The sequence below is a fragment of the Pseudomonas sp. GL_135 genome (assembly GCF_057834665.1).
In genome coordinates, this window is sequence record NZ_CM174408.1 from 2,514,387 (window position 1) to 2,531,485 (window position 17,099).

General features: G+C 63.9%; 15 protein-coding genes. 5 read left to right on the plus strand and 10 right to left on the minus strand.

What is annotated here, in order from left to right; translation table 11 throughout:
• Nucleotides 1–364: 364 nt before the first annotated feature.
• The 7 genes from AC3ISG_RS11160 to AC3ISG_RS11190 are packed head-to-tail and all read right to left on the minus strand — an operon-like array spanning nucleotide 365 to nucleotide 7,000.
• The gene (locus AC3ISG_RS11160; protein ID WP_489299275.1) at nucleotides 365–1,417 is read right to left on the minus strand and encodes an ABC transporter substrate-binding protein; all 1,053 of its coding nucleotides are present in this window, start codon (nucleotides 1,415–1,417) and stop codon (nucleotides 365–367) included.
• Nucleotides 1,414–2,610 (minus strand): NAD(P)/FAD-dependent oxidoreductase, encoded by a 1,197-nt coding sequence (locus AC3ISG_RS11165; RefSeq protein WP_489299276.1) that lies wholly within the window; start codon nucleotides 2,608–2,610, stop codon nucleotides 1,414–1,416. The genes AC3ISG_RS11160 and AC3ISG_RS11165 overlap by 4 nt, the downstream gene beginning before the upstream one ends.
• Entirely contained in the window at nucleotides 2,607–3,983 is a 1,377-nt protein-coding gene (locus AC3ISG_RS11170) for an FAD/NAD(P)-dependent oxidoreductase (RefSeq protein WP_489299277.1), read from the minus strand. Before AC3ISG_RS11170 ends, AC3ISG_RS11165 begins: the two co-directional genes overlap by 4 nt.
• The gene (locus AC3ISG_RS11175; protein ID WP_489299278.1) at nucleotides 3,980–4,270 is read right to left on the minus strand and encodes a (2Fe-2S)-binding protein; all 291 of its coding nucleotides are present in this window, start codon (nucleotides 4,268–4,270) and stop codon (nucleotides 3,980–3,982) included. The genes AC3ISG_RS11170 and AC3ISG_RS11175 overlap by 4 nt, the downstream gene beginning before the upstream one ends.
• Nucleotides 4,271–4,313: 43 nt before the next feature.
• Entirely contained in the window at nucleotides 4,314–5,108 is a 795-nt protein-coding gene (locus AC3ISG_RS11180) for an ABC transporter permease (protein ID WP_122535809.1), read from the minus strand.
• Between the two features lie 3 nt (nucleotides 5,109–5,111).
• The gene (locus AC3ISG_RS11185) at nucleotides 5,112–5,975 is read right to left on the minus strand and encodes an ABC transporter permease (protein WP_122625322.1); all 864 of its coding nucleotides are present in this window, start codon (nucleotides 5,973–5,975) and stop codon (nucleotides 5,112–5,114) included.
• Nucleotides 5,972–7,000, minus strand: a complete 1,029-nt coding sequence (locus tag AC3ISG_RS11190) for an ABC transporter ATP-binding protein (protein WP_489299279.1) — start codon at nucleotides 6,998–7,000, stop codon at nucleotides 5,972–5,974. The genes AC3ISG_RS11185 and AC3ISG_RS11190 overlap by 4 nt, the downstream gene beginning before the upstream one ends.
• 246 nt (nucleotides 7,001–7,246) lie before the next feature.
• Here AC3ISG_RS11190 and AC3ISG_RS11195 point away from each other — a divergent pair, with 246 nt between their 5' ends.
• Together AC3ISG_RS11195 and AC3ISG_RS11200 are read left to right on the plus strand one after the other, a co-directional pair.
• Nucleotides 7,247–8,083, plus strand: a complete 837-nt coding sequence (locus AC3ISG_RS11195) for an IclR family transcriptional regulator (protein WP_122625324.1) — start codon at nucleotides 7,247–7,249, stop codon at nucleotides 8,081–8,083.
• Between the two features lie 1,180 nt (nucleotides 8,084–9,263).
• Nucleotides 9,264–9,968 (plus strand): methyl-accepting chemotaxis protein, encoded by a 705-nt coding sequence (locus AC3ISG_RS11200; RefSeq protein WP_420793072.1) that lies wholly within the window; start codon nucleotides 9,264–9,266, stop codon nucleotides 9,966–9,968.
• A gap of 1,102 nt (nucleotides 9,969–11,070) precedes the next feature.
• On the opposite strand, the gene AC3ISG_RS11205 is transcribed toward AC3ISG_RS11200, so the two are convergent.
• Nucleotides 11,071–12,009, minus strand: coding sequence for a class I SAM-dependent methyltransferase (locus AC3ISG_RS11205; RefSeq protein WP_489299280.1), 939 nt, complete (start codon nucleotides 12,007–12,009; stop codon nucleotides 11,071–11,073).
• 182 nt (nucleotides 12,010–12,191) lie between these two features.
• Here AC3ISG_RS11205 and AC3ISG_RS11210 point away from each other — a divergent pair, with 182 nt between their 5' ends.
• On the plus strand, nucleotides 12,192–12,725 hold the full coding sequence (locus tag AC3ISG_RS11210) for a GNAT family N-acetyltransferase (protein WP_489299281.1): 534 nt from the start codon (nucleotides 12,192–12,194) through the stop codon (nucleotides 12,723–12,725).
• 9 nt (nucleotides 12,726–12,734) lie between these two features.
• On the opposite strand, the gene AC3ISG_RS11215 is transcribed toward AC3ISG_RS11210, so the two are convergent.
• Nucleotides 12,735–13,979: an MFS transporter gene (locus tag AC3ISG_RS11215; protein ID WP_489299282.1), complete on the minus strand. Its 1,245-nt coding sequence runs from the start codon at nucleotides 13,977–13,979 to the stop codon at nucleotides 12,735–12,737.
• A gap of 259 nt (nucleotides 13,980–14,238) precedes the next feature.
• Here AC3ISG_RS11215 and hemB point away from each other — a divergent pair, with 259 nt between their 5' ends.
• Nucleotides 14,239–15,213, plus strand: a complete 975-nt coding sequence (hemB, locus tag AC3ISG_RS11220) for a porphobilinogen synthase (RefSeq protein WP_272634400.1) — start codon at nucleotides 14,239–14,241, stop codon at nucleotides 15,211–15,213.
• A 202-nt stretch (nucleotides 15,214–15,415) separates the two neighbouring features.
• Here the strand turns inward: hemB and AC3ISG_RS11225 are convergent, their stop codons facing one another.
• Nucleotides 15,416–16,363, minus strand: a complete 948-nt coding sequence (locus tag AC3ISG_RS11225; protein ID WP_489299283.1) for a VTT domain-containing protein — start codon at nucleotides 16,361–16,363, stop codon at nucleotides 15,416–15,418.
• Between the two features lie 212 nt (nucleotides 16,364–16,575).
• Between AC3ISG_RS11225 and AC3ISG_RS11230 the strand changes: the two genes are divergently transcribed.
• Entirely contained in the window at nucleotides 16,576–17,061 is a 486-nt protein-coding gene (locus AC3ISG_RS11230; protein WP_272634403.1) for a Dps family protein, read from the plus strand.
• Nucleotides 17,062–17,099: the final 38 nt, after the last annotated feature.

The following is a 17,099-nucleotide window of genomic DNA, read 5'->3' on the forward strand; positions in this document are numbered from 1 at the left end:
GGGGCATGGTTGGGCCCACTGGCTGCACGCGACCGCCTGGTGGGACCGGCTTCAGCCGGGAAGAGGCCAGCGCATACGCCATAGATCGTGCGGCGTACCTACAGCCCCATTCCCGGCTGAAGCCGGTCCCACATTCAGAGGTGCCACAGATCCTTTCTTGATCGTTCCCACGCTCCGCGTGGGAATGCATCTCCTGACGCTCTGCGTCAAAGCGATGGACGCGGAGCGTGGGGACGATCATGGAGCCTGCGACTGGAACTTGTGGGACCGGCTTTAGCCGGGAGGGGCCAGCGGATACGTCATCCATTTTCCGGTGTGGCATCCGACGCCTTCCCGGCTAAAGCCGGTCCCACTTAAATCGGGCCTACCGCTCGATCGACCGGCTCCACCGCGCGTTCCATTCCGGGCGCACCTGGTTGACCTGGTCCCAATCAATGGTCACCGCGGTTTCCAGGTACTTGTTCATCGCTTCTACCTGACCACGGGTCTTGTCGGTGGTCGGGGTTTTCGGGTTGGACGGGATCTGGTCGCCCATCTCCAGCGCCGGCGCCTGGGCTTCCGGGGTCAGCAGGAAGGCCGCGAGCTTTTGCGCCAGTTCCGGCTGGTCGTTGTTGGCGATGGTGCATTCGGCCACGTTCAACACCACAGCGCCTTCCTTCGGTGGCGCGTATTCCACCGGGACGCCCTTGAGCTTGAGCGCGGTGACCTGGGTCGGCGTCAGCGGGAACAGCGCCGCTTCGCCGGTCTGCACCATCTCCGAGATCTTCGCCGAGCTGGCGATGTATTCCAGCACGTTCGGCCCGACGGTCTTCGGCCACGCCTTGAAACCCGGCTCGACGTTGGTTTCGTTGCCACCCTGCAGCCGGTTGAACATCAGAAAACCATGCAGCCCGAACGTGGAGGAGGCCAGCGACTGGAACACTAGCTTCTCCTTATACTTGGGGTCCGCCATGTCGGCCCAGGACGTCGGCGCGCTCCAGCCGTTGCCCTTGAACATCTTGGTGTTGTAGGCAAGCCCCGTGACACCGAGGCTCACGGCCACCGCTTCTTCCTTGATCTTGCCCTTGGCCGGAATGTCCGCCAGGCTCGCGCTCGGGCTCAACTTGCCGCACAGGCCCATGGAAATGGCCCGGTACATGATGCCGTCGTCGAGGAACATCACGTGCATCTGTGGGTTGTCCTTGCTGGCCTGGGCCTTGGCGAGGATGTCCGAGGACGTGCCCGGCACGATCACCACCTTGACGTTGTTGGCCTTCTCGAATGCAGGCAGCACGTTATCGGCGTACAAGCGCTCCATGGTGCCGCCGTTCATGCCCAGGTACAGCGTCGGTTCGGCCTGTACGGGCATCGAAGCGACAAACACGGCAAGCGGCAGGCAAGACAAGCCGGTCAGGGCAACGCGTTTTATGTGAGTCATGGGTTCGACCTTCCTCTGAGCAATGGAATGACGTTATCGGTGCCGGACGGCACGACGATGGCAGGCGATGATGTGTGCAATGGCGATTGAAAGCGGGTGATCGAGAACGGGCTCAGCTCAATGTTCGAAGCCCCGGCACAGACGATCTGCGCCAGGGCCTCGCCCGCCGCCGGGCCAATCTGAAAGCCCGAGCCGGCAAAACCGAAACCGTGCAGAAGGCCGGGTTGGGTCGAACTGGCCCCCAGGACCGGCTCGCGGTCGGGCAAATAACCTTCGGTGCCGCTCCAGGTGCGAATGGCCTGGGCACCGGCCAGCGGCGGGTACAGTTCAACGGCGTTGCGCAGGATCTCCAGAATCGCCGCCTGACCGGGCCGCGCAGTGGCCGGGTCCAGCGGGAAACCCTGGCCGCCGCCCAGCACGCAATTGCCCCGCGCCACCTGACGGGCATAGATACCGCCGCCCTCGACGCCGGTACTGACGTCCATGAACATCGGCAGCGGTTCGGTGACCAGCATCGCCGGGTGGCCCGCGCGCATCGGCACCGGTTCACCGAACTGCTGGGCGAGTTGAGCCGCCCAGGCGCCAGCGCAATTGAGCAGCCAAGGCGCGCGGAAGCTCTGCTCATCGGCGGTTCGCACCACAAACGCCTGGCCGTCATGGCTGACCGCACTGACGTGGGCCTGCTCGAACGTCATCGCTCCAGCCCGGCGTGCAGCAGAGGCGAACGCCGGGGAGACGAGGCGCGGATTGGCATGGCCGTCCTCGGCGCACAACGAAGCGCCCACCGCCACGTCGCCAGCCCAGGGGAAGCGGGCTCGCAACTGGGCGTGATCGAGCAACTGCAACTCCATTCCGAACCCGCGAGACGCCTGCTCATACGCGACCAGCGCGGCCATATCCTTGTCGCTGCGGGCCAGCTTGAGATGCCCGGAGCGCACGTACTCGCCGTCAGTGCCAATGAATGCGCGCAGGTCCCCCCAGATTTCGTGGGCGCGTCGGGACAACGGCAGTTGCGACAGCGGCCGGCCCTGACGCCGCACGCCGCCGTAGTTCACACCACTCGAATGCGAACCGAAGAAGTCCCGCTCCAGCAACGCCACCCGTTTGCCGCTCAGGGCGAGAAACAGCGCCGCCGACGCACCGACAATCCCGCCGCCAATCACCACCGCATCCACTTCTACGGGCTGGCTCATTGTTCTGCCTCCACACCAAACGGCAGCGGCTTGATCGGCGCCTGCCCGCGCAATCGACCCACGCTGGCAATCTCCCGCCCCGACGCCTGAGCGACGATTTCCGTGGCGGCCAGCCCGCACATGCGCCCCTGACAGCGGCCCATGCCGACCCGGCACATGGCCTTGACCCGGTTGATTTCCCAGTGACCCTCGGCCACTGTCTGACGGATGTCGCCGGCGCTGACTTCCTCGCAGCGGCACACGGTCAGGCTGTCCGGCGCCTTGGCCGCCCAGTCTTCGGGGAAGGGGAACGCGGTTTCCAGTCCCTGGCGAAACCGCTGGATGGCTTCCAGTTGCCGCTGCAATTCAACGCTGCGGGCGCGGTCGACGGGGTGACCCATGTCGCCCAACACGGTCAGCGCCGCCAGTTCGCCAGCCATTTCCGCAGCGTCGGCGCCCATGATCCCGGCGCCATCACCGGCCAGATAAACCCCGTCGACGCTGCTGCGGCCGGCGGCGTCGCGGGTGGGCAGCCACGCACGATTCAATGGGCTCCAGCTGAACGCGCAGCCCAGCAGATCGGCCAATTGGGTTTCACTGCGCAGGGCGTGGGCGAAAGCGACGGCGTCACAGGCGAGTTTTTTGAGCTGATTGCCCTGTTGCCAACTGACCCCGCTGACCCGGCGCTCGCCCTGAATGTCGCGCAGATGCACGCCTTGGTGCACCGGAATGCCGTGAGCGGTCAGCCAGGCGCGGTAATACAGCCCTTTCGCCAGCGTCGATGGTTGCCCGAGCAGCGCGGGCAGGGCGCGGGTCTGGGCGGAAAACGGCGAGCTGTCGAGCACCGCCGCCACCGTCGCGCCGGCCTTGGTGTATTGATACGCCACCAGATACAACAGCGGCCCGCTGCCGGCGAAGACCACGCGCTGACCGATGGCGCAGCCCTGAAACTTCAGCGCGATCTGGGCTGCGCCGAGGCTGTAGACGCCGGGAAGTGTCCAGCCCGGCACCGGCAGGATGCGGTCGGTGGCGCCGGTGGCCACGATCAGGTGCTTGAACGGCACCTGCGCGGCGCGGCCATTGCAGAGGGTGTCGAGGGTGCGGGCCTCGGCGTTCCACACCAGCGTCTCGGGGCGGTAGTCGATCTCGCGCTGCAACTGATCGAGGGTGGCGTGAACCGACTCGGCTTTGCCTGCTTCGAAACCGTACAGGGCCTTGGCCGAGCGCTTGAAGTTCTCCGGCTGGCGACGATAGACCTGACCGCCGCCGCGCAGGCTTTCATCCAGCAGACAAGGGCGCAGGCCGTGGGCGAGCAGCGTCTGCGCCGCGCGAATCCCGGCTGGGCCGGCGCCGACGATAACGGTGTTCATGGCTTGAAGGGTCGGCGCATTCATAAGCTGCGCCCCGGTTCGCGACTCACGCACACGCCGGCTTCGAGCATCGTCGAACAGGCGCGCACCCGGCGACCGTCGCCCAGTTTCACCCAGCAGTCCTGGCACGCGCCCATCAGGCAGAAACCGGCCCGGGGCTTACCGCTGAAGTCGCTGCCGCGCAAGGAATCCTCTGCCGTCAGCACCGCCGTCAGCAAGGTATCGCCCTGCAAACCGCTGGCGGGCTGGCCGTCGAGGGTGAAGGGGATGACGGCGCGGTCGCGTTCGGCGAGTCGTCTCAGCAAGGCCATGGCGCGCGCTCCATCGGGTAAAAGTGGGTAAACCGAACAGTCATCAATGCCTCCCCACCAGCACACGGTCCAGGCCGTACACCCGGTCGAGAATGATCATGGTCGCCGCCGTCAGGGCGATGACCAGCGCCGAGACCGCGGCCATCATCGGGTCGATGGATTCGGTGGCGTACACGTACATGCGCACCGGCAGGGTCTGGGTCGACGGCGAGGTGACGAAGATCGACAGCGTCACTTCGTCGAAGCTGTTGATGAATGCCAGCAGCCAGCCTCCGGCCACGCCGGGCAGGATCATCGGCAGGGTGATCAGGCGAAACAGCGTGAAGCGGCTGGCACCGAGGGACTCGGCCGCTTGCTCGGCGCTGCGGTCCATGCCGATGGAGGCGGCGATCACCAGGCGCAGCACGTACGGCGTGATCACCACCACGTGGGCGAACATCAGCCAGACGAAACTGCCGTTCACCCCCATCAGCGCGAACAGGCGCAGCATCGCCACGCCCAATACCAGATGGGGAATGATGATCGGCGACAGGAACAGGCCGTTGAGAAAATCCCGGCCAGGAAAGCGGTAGCGGGTAATTGCCAGCGCCGCCGGCACTGCGATCAACGTCGCCAGGGTGGCCGCGACCACGGCCAGAATCAGGCTGTTATAGAACGACTGAATGAAGTCGGCGCGCTCGAACACTGCCCTGAACCAGCGCAGGGAAAACCCGTGCCACGGCAGGCTCAGGGTGTTTTCCGGGGTGAAGGCCACCAGGCACACCACCACCAGCGGCGCCAGCATGAAGATCACCACCAGGGCATGAAACGACAGGGCCAGAGGACCGTTTTTGGACATGGCTCATTCCCCCAGGGATTTTTTGTAGCGGCCTTCGACCAGCCGGTTCCACGACAGCATGACCAACAGGTTGATCAGCAGCAGTGCGACGGCGATCGCTGCGCCCATCGGCCAGTTGAGTTCCGAGAGGTATTGGTCGTAGACGACGGTGGCGACCATCTTCAGCCGGCGCCCACCGAGCAGGCCCGGGATGGCAAACGAACTGGCCGACAGGCCGAAGACGATCAACGTCCCCGACAGCACGCCCGGCATCACTTGCGGCAACACCACCATCCTCATCACTTGCGCCTGGGTGGCACCGAGGGACAGCGCGGCCTGTTCGGCGGAGGCGTCGAGTTTCTGCAGCGAGGTCCACACCGGGATGATCATGAACGGCAGCATCACGTGGACCAGCGCCAGAATCACCGCGAACGGCGTGTACAGCATTTTGATCGGACGCCCGCCGAGGGCCTGGATCGCCTGATTGATCAGACCGTCGGCGCCCAGCAGCAGGCTCCAGCCAAACGCCCGCACTACCACCGAAATCAGCAGCGGCGTGAGGATCAGGATCAGGAAAATGGAGCGCCACGGGGTGCCCATGCGGCTGAGGATGTAGGCCTCGGGCACGCCGATCACCACGCACAGCAGGGTCACCAGCGCGCTGATCCAGAAGGTCCGCAGGAAGATCTCGTAGAAGTACGAATCGGTGAGCAGATTGACGTACTGCGCCAGGGTCCATTCGCCGCCCTTGACCCCGATTTCGTAGTCGAACACGTTGAACGACAGCACCAGCGTTAAGGCCAATGGCAGCAACAGCAGTCCGAAGAACAGCGCCAGGGCCGGGGCCGATAGCAGGTAGCCGCGTCCGGTGTCGCGCAGCACACTCATGCCGGCACCTCGTCGACGCTCAACACGCGCAGCAGATCCGACGGCCAGTCCAGCCCCACCGCGAAGCCTTCGTTCATCGGCGCGTCGCCCTCGTTGCGGCGCACCACGGTGATTTCGCCGATGGGCGTTTCGATGCGGTACAGCCACTGGCTGCCGAGGAAGTAGCGCATGACCACGCGTCCTTGCAGACGGCCGGTCCCCGCAGGCACCAGGTCGATTTTCTCCGGGCGCAGGCTCAGCACCAGCTGGCCGTCGCCGGGCTCATGGCGCACCTGGGGGGCGCCGCTGGCATCGCGATCGCCGCGCAGCAGATTGGCCTTGCCGACGAAGCCGGAGATGAAACGCGTGCGGGGGTGTTCGTAGAGATGATACGGCTCGTCGATCTGGGTGATGCGCCCGGCCTGCATGACCACCACGCGGTCGCTGATGGACAGCGCTTCGGCCTGGTCGTGGGTGACCATCAGGGTGGTGATGCCGACTTCGCGCTGGATGCGCCGGATTTCGAACTGCATTTCTTCGCGCAGGTTGGCGTCGAGGTTGGACAGCGGTTCGTCCAGCAGCAACACCGGCGGCTCGATCACCAGCGCCCGTGCCAGGGCGACCCGCTGACGCTGTCCGCCGGACAGCTCGCGGGGGTAACGCTCGGCATGGGGGGTGAGGCGCACCAGCTCCAGTACCCGTGAAACGCGGCGCTCGATGTCGGCGGTGGAGACTTTACGCATCTTCAGGCCGAAGGCCACGTTGTCGCGCACGGTCATGTGCGGGAACAGCGCATAGGACTGGAACACCACGCCAAGCCCGCGACTTGCCGGCCTGGCGTGGGTGATGTCGCGGCCGTCCAGCAAGATGCGGCCGGCGCTGACATCAACGAAGCCGGCGATCATTTGCAAGGTGGTGGTTTTGCCGCAGCCGGAGGGGCCGAGCAGGGAGACGAATTCGCCTTGCTCCACGGAAAGGTCAGTGGCCACGACGGCATCGACGGGGCCGTAGCGCTTGCACAGTGCCTGGAGTTCAAGAAAAGCCATGGCTGCGTTCCACCTTTTTTCGTGCGCACCGGAGGCGCGCGTTTTTTATGGGCAGATGCGAAGAGAAGTGCTGCGTGTGGCCGTGGACGCTGGCGCTCGATCACTGTCGGCTGCCGCTGTTATTCAAATCGCCCTGTGGACCGATCCTAGGCCCAAGACTAGGATGCGCTCAACGGGCAATTTCATTGAGTGAGTCGTTTTTTCGAATTCATTCATTCAGCGGAAATAGATTGGAAAACGCGCTATATGGATTTCACTGAGCGGAATAGCGTCGAGAAAGAAACAGGTGTCGGGGCGGTGTCGCGCCTGTTTGCCGTGCTGCGTGCACTGGGCGATTGTCCCGATGGCAGTGAGCGCGTGACGCAACTGGCGCAGCAGGTGGGCCTGTCGCAACCGACCACCCACCGCTTGCTGCGCAGCCTGATGCACGAAGGCATGGTCGAGCAGGACCTGCGCAGCAAGCGCTATCGACTGAGCCTGGAATTCTTCGCCCTGGCGGCTCGGGCCGGGCAGTCTGGCAACCTGCGGGACGTGGTGCGTCCGAGTTTGTTGCGGTTATCGGCCTCGTTGGGAGATTCGTTGTTTCTGCTGGCGCGCAGTGGTTTCGACGCGGTGTGCCTTGACCGCAGCGAAGGTCCATACCCGATCCGCACCTTCACCGGCGACATTGGCGGCCGCGTGGCGCTGGGCGTAGGGCAGGGCAGTCTGGCCATCCTGGCGTTTCTGCCGGAAGAAGAACGCGAGACCGTGATCCGCTACAACCTGCCGCGCCTGCGGGATTTCCACCTCTACGACGAGGTGATGCTGCGCTCGGAAATCGACACGGTGCGGCGTACTGGCTACGCCGCGCGCAACACCGGCGTGCTGGAAGGCATGGCGGGTCTGGCGGTGCCGATCCTCGACCGTGATGGCCGGGCGGTGGCGGCGTTGAGCGTGGCGACCATCAGTGATCGCCTCAGTGCCGATCGCATGCCCACGGTGGTGGACATGCTCAAGCGCGAGGCAACGGCGATCAGCCAGAAGATCAACCCCTTCGATCCGGTCTTGCGCAGACCTTCTCAAGTGTTCGGTCAGCGGGAGTGATCGCTGCTTCCTGGGCACTCATCTAAATCCCGTCTAGCGCGTTTCGACAATCGTTTGACGGGGCTGAAAGGCAGATCGTTGACGCTTTTCCACCACCCGTCGGCTGCGCCGGGCTGCCCTTCAAGAAGCCCTGCGCGGGGTCGAATCAGTCTGTGTAGGCGCCTCGCTTTCGGATCGATCCGACGCGATGGCACAGGGATGTGGCAAGCCGCAAAAACTCCGGGTGATCCTCGGAGCAGGTTGTCCTCCCTTTTGAGATCCCCGTATGTCGAAATCCCTGAGATTGCAGATCCTCGCGCTGCTCAGCGGCAGCCTCGTGCTGGTCGTGCTGATTGCCCTTGCGTGTTTCCAGTTCCTCTCCAGCAACGTACACGCCTATCGCGGTCTGCTTGAAGGGCCTTTGCACGCCTCGCAACTGGTCGATCAGGCCAACCTGCAATTCAAGATTCAAGTGCAGGAATGGAAAAACGTACTGTTGCGCGGCAAGCAGCCGGCCGATCGCGATAAATTCTGGGCGCAGTTCGAGGACCAGGAGCGTCAGGTGCAGGATACGCTTGGGCAACTGAGCGCCATGAATGGCCTGGACAGCACGACCAAGACCCAGATCGATGCCCTGCGCACCGAGCACCGCACGTTGGGTGCCGCGTATCGCAAGGGCCGTGACGCTTACATCGCTTCCGGTGGTGATCCGGTCGCCGGTGATATGGCCGTGAAGGGCGTCGACCGCGCAGCCAGCGAGCAGATGACCGGCCTGGTGGCCGGCCTGCGCAAACAGAGTGACGAACAGTCGAAAATCCTCAGCAGCACGGCCGACCAGACCATCCTGATCGGCACGCTGGTCATGCTCGCCTCGGCGTTGCTGGTCGGCGTGCTGACGCTGTGGGTGGTCAACCGCAACATCGTCGCGCCGATCAGCATGCTCATCGAATACGTTGCGCAGTTGAGTCAGGGCAAGTTCAGCGACCGTGTCAGCATCACCCGCCAGGATGAACTGGGGCGTCTGGCCGTTGCGGCCAATACCCTGCGGGATTTCCTCGCCGACACCTTTACCCGCCTCAAGCGCAGCACCACCGACCTGGACAGCGCCGGCGGCGAACTGAAAGCGATCGCCGCGCTGATGGCCCAGGGCACCCATGAGCAATTCGAGCGTACCGATCAGGTGGCGACGGCGATGACAGAGATGTCTGCCACCGCCCAGGAAGTCGCACGCCATGCCGCTCAGGCGGCTCAGGCCGCCGACGAAGCGGACCGCAGCTCCCAGGAAGGCAGCAAGGTGATGGGCGCGACCATCACCGCCATTACCCAGATGCGCACCGAAATCAGCAATACCGCTGACGTCATTCGCCGTCTGGAAGCCGACAGTGGCCGAATCGGCAAGGTGCTGGAAGTGATTCGCGGCATCGCCGAGCAGACCAACCTGCTGGCGCTGAACGCGGCCATCGAAGCGGCTCGTGCCGGCGATGCCGGGCGCGGTTTTGCGGTGGTCGCCGACGAAGTGCGCACCCTGGCCCAGCGCACCGCGGCCTCGACGGCGGAAATCAACCAGATCATCAGCTCGGTGCAGACCGGCGCGGTGGATGCTGCCCAGGCGATTGAAAGCGGCCAGGCCCGCAGCCAGGAAAGCGTCGATCAGGTAGCGCTGGCAGGTTCTTCGCTGGAACGCATTACCTCGGCCGTCGAAGCCATCCGCGACATGAACCGGCAGATCGCGACGGCGGCGGAAGAGCAGACGTCCGTGGCCGAAGACATCTCCCGCAACCTGACGGAAATCACCGCCATCGCCACCACCAACCAGGACAACGTCCAGCGTACGCAGACTGCGAGCCAGAATCTGCATGTGTTGTCGGTGGGCTTGAATGACGTGATTTCGCGGTTGAGTGCGTAACACTCGGGCGTTCACGCTGGCCTCTTCCCGGCTGAAGCCGGTCCTACTGACACAGCGCGATCACAGAGTGGGACCAGCTTCAGCCGGGAAAGCGTCGGTCGTCACGCCGCACATCGGGTGGCGCACAAATGGGCCTCTCCCGGCTAAAGCCAGTCGCACTGACACAGCACGATCACAGAGTGGGACCAGCTTCAGCCGCGAAAGCGTCGGTCGTCACGCCGCAGAATTGATGGCGTACAAACGGGCCTCTTCCCGGCTGAAGCCGGTCCCACTGACACAGCGTGATCACATTGTGGGACCGGCTTCAGCCGGGAAAGCGTCGGTCGTCACACCGCAGAATTGATGGCGTACAAGCGGGCCTCTTCCCGGCTAAAGCCGGTCCCACTGACACAGCGTGATCACATTGTGAGACCGGCTTTAGCCGGGAAAACGTCGGTCGTCACACGGCAGAATTGATGGCGTACAAGCGGGCCTCTTCCCGGCTGAAGCCGGTCCCACTGACACAGCGTGATCACATTGTGGGACCGGCTTTAGCCGGGAAGGCGTCGGTCGTCACGCCGCAGAATTGATGGCGTACAAACGGGCCTCTTCCCGGCTGAAGCCGGTCCTACTGACACAGCGTGATCACATTGTGGGACCGGCTTTAGCCGGGAAAGCGTCGGTCGTCACCCCGCAGAATTGATGGCGTACAAACGGGCCTCTTCCCGGCTGAAGCCGGTCCCACTGACACAGCGCGATCACTTAGTGGGACCGGTTTTAGCCGGGAAGGCGTCGGTCGTTACGCCGCAGAATTGATGGCGTACAAGCGGGCCTCTTCCCGGCTGAAGCCGGTCCCACTGACACAGCGCGATCACATTGTGGGACCGGCTTTAGCCGGGAAAGCGTCGGTCGTCACACCGCAGAATTGATGGCGCAAAAACGGGCCTCTTCCCGGCTGAAGCCGGTCCTACTGAGACAGCGCGATCACTTAGTGGGACCGGCTTTAGCCGGGAAAGCGTCGGTCGTCACGCCGCAGAATTGATGGCGTACAAACGGGCCTCTTCCCGGCTGAAGCCGGTCCTACTGACACAGCGCGGTCCCACTAAACTACCGGGCGTGACGATTAGCCCTGGCGGAACACCAACGCTTTCAAGCCACCCCCTTCCTCGGCATCGGCGAATTCGGGCGGGTTTTCCAACCGCTCGACAAACCGTAATCCCGGCGCTTCGCGGGTCACGCCTTCGATGAGAAAGTCAGCGCCCAGCAACGGGTCGTTCATGCAGGCCAGCACAGTGCCTTCCGCCGTCAACAGCTCCGGCAGCTGGCGCAGCACCCGCTGGTAATCCTTGGTCAGCAAAAAACTGCCTTTCTGAAACGACGGCGGATCGATGATCACCAGGTCATACGGCCCGGTGCTTTTCACCTTGCCCCAGGACTTGAACAATTCGTGGCCGAGAAACGTCACCTTGCGCAGGTCATGGCCATTGAGGCGGTGGTTGTCGCGGCCGCGACTCAGCGCCGCCCGGGACATGTCCAGATTGACCACACAATCAGCGCCCCCTTCGATCGCCGCCACCGAGAACCCGCAGGTGTAGGCGAACAGGTTCAGCACCCGTTTGCCCGCGGCATTGGCCCGCACCCAATCGCGCCCGTAACGCATGTCGAGGAACAACCCGGTGTTCTGTTTTTTGCCGAAGTCCACGAGGTAGCGCAGGCCGCCCTCGGTCAGCGTCCATTCCTCCAGCACCTCGCCCAGCAACGCTTCGGTGCGGCTGTCCGGCAGATAGCGGTGCTGCAACAACAGCGTATGGGCGCCGGATTGCTGCCATGCCGGTGACTCGATCACCCTGAACAACCGCTGCTTCAGGGCTTCCAGCTCATCGGCCGCCGGCTCCTTGAACAGCGACACCAGCACCACGGCCTGCATCCAGTCGACGGTCAGTTGTTCCAGCCCCGGCCAGCGTCGGCCACGGCCGTGAAACAGCCGGCGGGTCTCGGCGGGCGCGTCGGCGAGGGCGGTGTGAAGGTGGGAGTCGAGCAGGTCGAGGGCGTCGGCATTCATCGGTGGCGGGCAGGTCGGCAGTGGGAAGGGTCGGCATTCTAGACCAATCGTGGAACCCGCGTTCGTCGCCCCTGCGTCCGCCGCGAAACCCTTGGGCACACGCGGCTAAGCGGGTTGCACAGCCCATCGCTTCACGGGCAAGCTCAGCGCTCTCTGCGTGCTGATCCGGAAAAGGAAATGCCATGGCCGACGAACTGATCCTGCGCGACGCCCGCGAGTCCGATATGCCCGCCGTGCAGGCGATCTACGCCCATCATGTGATTCACGGCACCGCCAGCTTCGAGCTGGAACCGCCGACCCTCGAGCAAATGCTGCAGCGCCGCGCCGACATCTGCGCCAACGGTTTGCCCTATCTGATCGCCGAGCGCGACGGTGAAGTGGTCGGCTACGCCTACGCGACCCCGTACCGGCCGCGCCCGGCCTATCGCTTTACCGTGGAAGATTCGGTTTACGTGCGCGAGGGCATGGCCGGTTTCGGGATTGGTCACGCGTTACTGGGGGCGGTCATCCAGCACTGCACGGCATCCGGCCGCCGGCAGATGGTGGCGATCATTGGCAACAGCGAGAACATCGCCTCTATCCGGCTCCACGCGCGACTGGGCTTTCGCCAGGTCGGCGTGTTCGAGTCCGTCGGCTTCAAGCACGGCCGCTGGCTGGACACGGTGATCATGCAGCGCGAACTGGGGGAGGGCGCAAGCACGACCCCCGACCGTTAACCCTGCCGATCAGGTGGCCGGCGCGCCCTCGGGTTGATCCTGCGCCACGCGGTCGCCGGTTTCCGGCACCGCCAGCCACAACAGAACAAACGCCACCGCCGCAATCGCCGCCAACGTCAGAAACGCCGCGCTGTAGCCTGCCTCGCGCACGACCAGTCCGGCCAGGCCGTTGCTCAGCGCCGCGCCCAGGCCGAACACCGTCGAAATGGCACCGAGACTGACATTGAAGCGCCCGGTGCCGCGGGTCAGGTCCTTGACCACCAGCGGCAGCAGCGCGCCAAACGCCCCGGCGCCGATGCCGTCGAGTAATTGCACGCCTACCAGCCAGTAAGGGTTATCCGACATGACATACAGCACACCCCGCAGCGGCAGGAAAATGAAACCCGCCAGGAGCAAGGGCTTGCGTCCCCATACGTCGGCCTTGGCGCCCACCAGCCAGGCCACCGGCACCATCACCAGTTGCGCGGCGACGATGCAGGCGGAGGTCAGCGGCGTGGCGAGGTTGACGTCGATCTGCGAGAGCTTCTGACTCACCAGCGGCAGCATCGCCGCATTGGCCAGGTGAAACAGCCCGCAGCAGATGGCGAATATCAACAGGGGCCGGTTGTGCAGCAATGCTGCCCAGCCGCTTGGCTGGTCCTTACCCTGGTCATGGCTGGGGTCGAAGCCTCGGGCGACGTCGTGGTCAATCGCCGAGGCGTCGACAAACGCCACGGCGACAATGCTCGCCAGGGCCATGAACGCCATTAGGTAGAACACCGCAATCGGCCCGAACATCCACGAAAAGATGCCAGCCAGCAGGGCGGCGCAGGCATTGCCGGCGTGATTCCAGGTTTCGTTGCGTCCGGTCCGGCGGGTAAAGGCTTTCGGCCCGGTGATCCCCAGGGAAATGGCCGCGATGGCTGGGGCGAACACGGAGCCTGCTATGGCGCTGATGCTCTGGGTGATCGCCACCCAGGTAAACGAGTGAATGAACGGCAGCACCAGACAGCCGGCCGTCACCAGTAATGCCGCCACAATGACAACAAGCCGCTTGCTGCGGGTGCGGTCAATCAGCGCACCCGCCGGGGTTTGCGTGACCAGCGCGGCAATCCCGGCGAGGGTCATGACCAGCCCGATGCTCGCCGGATCCCACTTGTGCACCGCCAGCAGATAGATCGCGAGATAGGGCCCAAGGCCGTCGCGCACATCCGCCAGAAAGAAGTTCAGACCGTCCAGAGAACGGTTGTTGCGCTGATCGGATGGGTTGCTCAAGGTCGGCCTCATTCTGGCGATGCGCAAGCGAAACGGCTGCGGCATTGCTAAATGACCCGGCGCCGTGGCAATGGTTCTTCACTTGGTTTCTGCTTCGGTTTCTTCGCGTCGTTCACGCCCACTGTTGCGTCGCAAGTAACGGACTTTCTCGTCACGGCATTTGAATCGGCGCCGGTGCAGGCATAAGCTTCGCGCCATTGATATCGCCGGACGTGTTGGCTCCGGCGATCTCCCGGATATTCTTGACTCAGGAACCGCCATGTCCAGTCTGTTTCCCGCTGCCCGTCCACGCCGTCTGCGCAGCAACGAAAACTTTCGCTCGCTGTTTCAGGAAAGCGAATTCACCCTGAATGATCTGGTGTTGCCGATCTTCGTCGAAGAAGAAATCGACGACTTCGTGCCCATCAACAGCATGCCCGGCGTGCAGCGCATCCCCGAATCAAAGCTGGCCCAGGAAGTCGAGCGCTATGCCCGCGCCGGCATCAAGTCGGTGATGACCTTCGGCGTGTCCCACCACCTGGACGCCACCGGCAGCGACACCTGGCAGGAAAACGGCCTGGTCTCGCGGATCTCGCGGACCATCAAGTCCGCCGTGCCGGAAATGATCGTGATGTCTGACACCTGCTTCTGCGAGTACACCGACCACGGCCATTGCGGCGTGATGCACGGTGGCCATGTCGACAATGACGCGACCATTGAAAACCTTGGCAAGCAGGCGGTGATGGCAGCCCGTGCCGGCGCTGACGTGATTGCCCCGTCGGCCGCGATGGACGGCCAGGTGAAGGCCATTCGTGCCGCCCTCGACGCCGCCGGTTTCACCCAGACGCCGATCATGGCGTACTCGACCAAGTTCGCCTCGGCGCTGTACGGCCCGTTTCGCGAAGCCGGCGGTTCGGCCTTGAAGGGTGACCGCAAAACCTACCAGATGAACCCCATGAACCGCCGCGAAGCCCTGCGCGAATCGCTGCTGGACGAGGCCGAAGGCGCCGATGCGCTGATGGTCAAGCCAGCCGGCGCGTACCTGGACATCATCCGCGACATCCGCGAAGCCTCGAACCTGCCACTGGCGGCGTATCAGGTCAGCGGCGAGTACGCGATGATCAAGTTCGGCGCCCAGGCCGGCGCCATCGACGAACAACGCGTCGTGCGCGAAACCCTCGGCGCGATCAAACGCGCGGGTGCGGATCTGATCTTCACGTACTTTGCGATGGATTTGGCGCTGAGCGGGATCTGATTTTTCCAAGACGATTGTGGCTTTGAGGGAGCGGCTCGGCCCGCTGAGCGCACGCGGTCTAGAAGTAGGACCGGCTTTAGCCGGGAAGGGGCCGGTTTGGGCACCATCAGATTCGCGATGAGGCACCCGACGTCTTCCCGGCTAAAGCCAGTCCTACAGTCGAGGTCATAGCCCGCTTCCACATCGGCCGCAGCGCTTATCTTCACGCCGCCGTTCTGTCCGATACCTCAGGCTGCACATGGGCAGCCTGCCACGCATCCAGCCCGCCGATGAGCGCCTTGCCCCGGGTCAGGCCGTGGGCGTGGAGCTTTTCCGCCAGCAATGCCGCCGACAGCTCATTCGGGCAGGCGCAATAGAACACCATGTCCACATCACCCAGGCGCTCGATCCAGGGCGCAATGGGTTCCTCAAGACTGATCGACACCGCTCCCGGTATGCCTTCGACGACGGCCGCATGAAAACTCGGCCGCACATCGATGACCACCGGCGCATCCACGGTGTCGCGCAGGGCCAGCAGCTCGGGAACAGTGATGCGCGGGACTCGTGCCGTGCGCGCCTTGAGCCGACGCCGCTTGGCGTACTTCCAGCCAATGAACAGCCCCAGCACCGCCAGTACGCTGACGATGGCGACCGGGATGTAGCCGCTCAACCAGTCGAGCATGGGGATCAGCGCGTCACTGAACAGCATGCCCAACAGCAGCGCCGAACCCGCCCAGATAAACGAACCGGCCAGGGAATAGCGCACGAACACCCCGATCGGCGTGGCGTTCATGCCGGCCACGGTGGTGACCAGGGCGCCCGCGCCGGGCAGGAATTTCGACAGCAGCATCGCCCTGGGCCCAACACGCTCGTAGACGGTCAGCCCCTGACGAATGCAGGTGTCCTGGGACAGGGAAATCTTGCAGATGGTCTTGAGCAGCACGCCGCCATAACGCTTGCCGGCCCAATACCACAGCCCATCGGCGATCAGGCAGGCGACCATCGCCAGCAGCACCCCGGCGCCCAGCAGCGGCTTGCTCTGCATGGCCAGCGCCCCGGTCACGATCAGGGTCGGGTAGGCCGGCACCGGCAAGCCGATCTGCTCCAGCAGCACGTTGACGAACACCAGCAACAGCCCGTGGCTTTCATTCAGCTGCTGCAGTTCGTTCATGGCGGTGCCTGTTCGGAAAGTTCGGGAGGGGCGAAAAAGGGGTGGTTGTAACGTCGCCTGAACCACCCGTTTGTGTCAACGCTGAATGTCTTTGACCGAGGACGTTTCATAGGCCGCGTCGATGGCAGCGATTGCCATGGCTGATTTCCGTCGCTCCGTCGTCCCCTCTAGAATCGACCCCTCAGCAATCAACAGACCTTAGGGAGCAATTCATGGCTATTGAAATCGGAATCAACGAGCAGGACCGTGCAGAGATCGTTGAAGGACTGTCGCGACTGCTTTCCGACACCTACGTGCTGTACCTGAAAACCCACAACTTCCACTGGAACGTGACCGGCCCGATGTTCCGCACGCTGCACCTGCTGTTCGAAGAGCAATACACCGAACTGGCGACCGCAGTGGACTCCGTTGCCGAACGCATCCGAGCCCTGGGTTTTCCAGCACCAGGCACCTATTCCACCTACGCGCGGTTGTCGTCGATCAAGGAAGAGCCGGGCGTGCCTGCGGCGACTGACATGATCCAGCAACTGGTCGAAGGGCAAGAGGCGGTGGTACGCACCGCGCGCGAACTGTTCCCGCTGCTGGAAAAAGTCAGCGACGAGCCGACTGCCGACCTGCTGACCCAGCGCATGCAAGTCCACGAAAAAGCCGCGTGGATGCTGCGCTCGCTGCTGGAGGGTGAGGGGTTCATTGGCTGACATCCCCGTTGCGGCCGAATGCCAATTCCCGGCTGAAG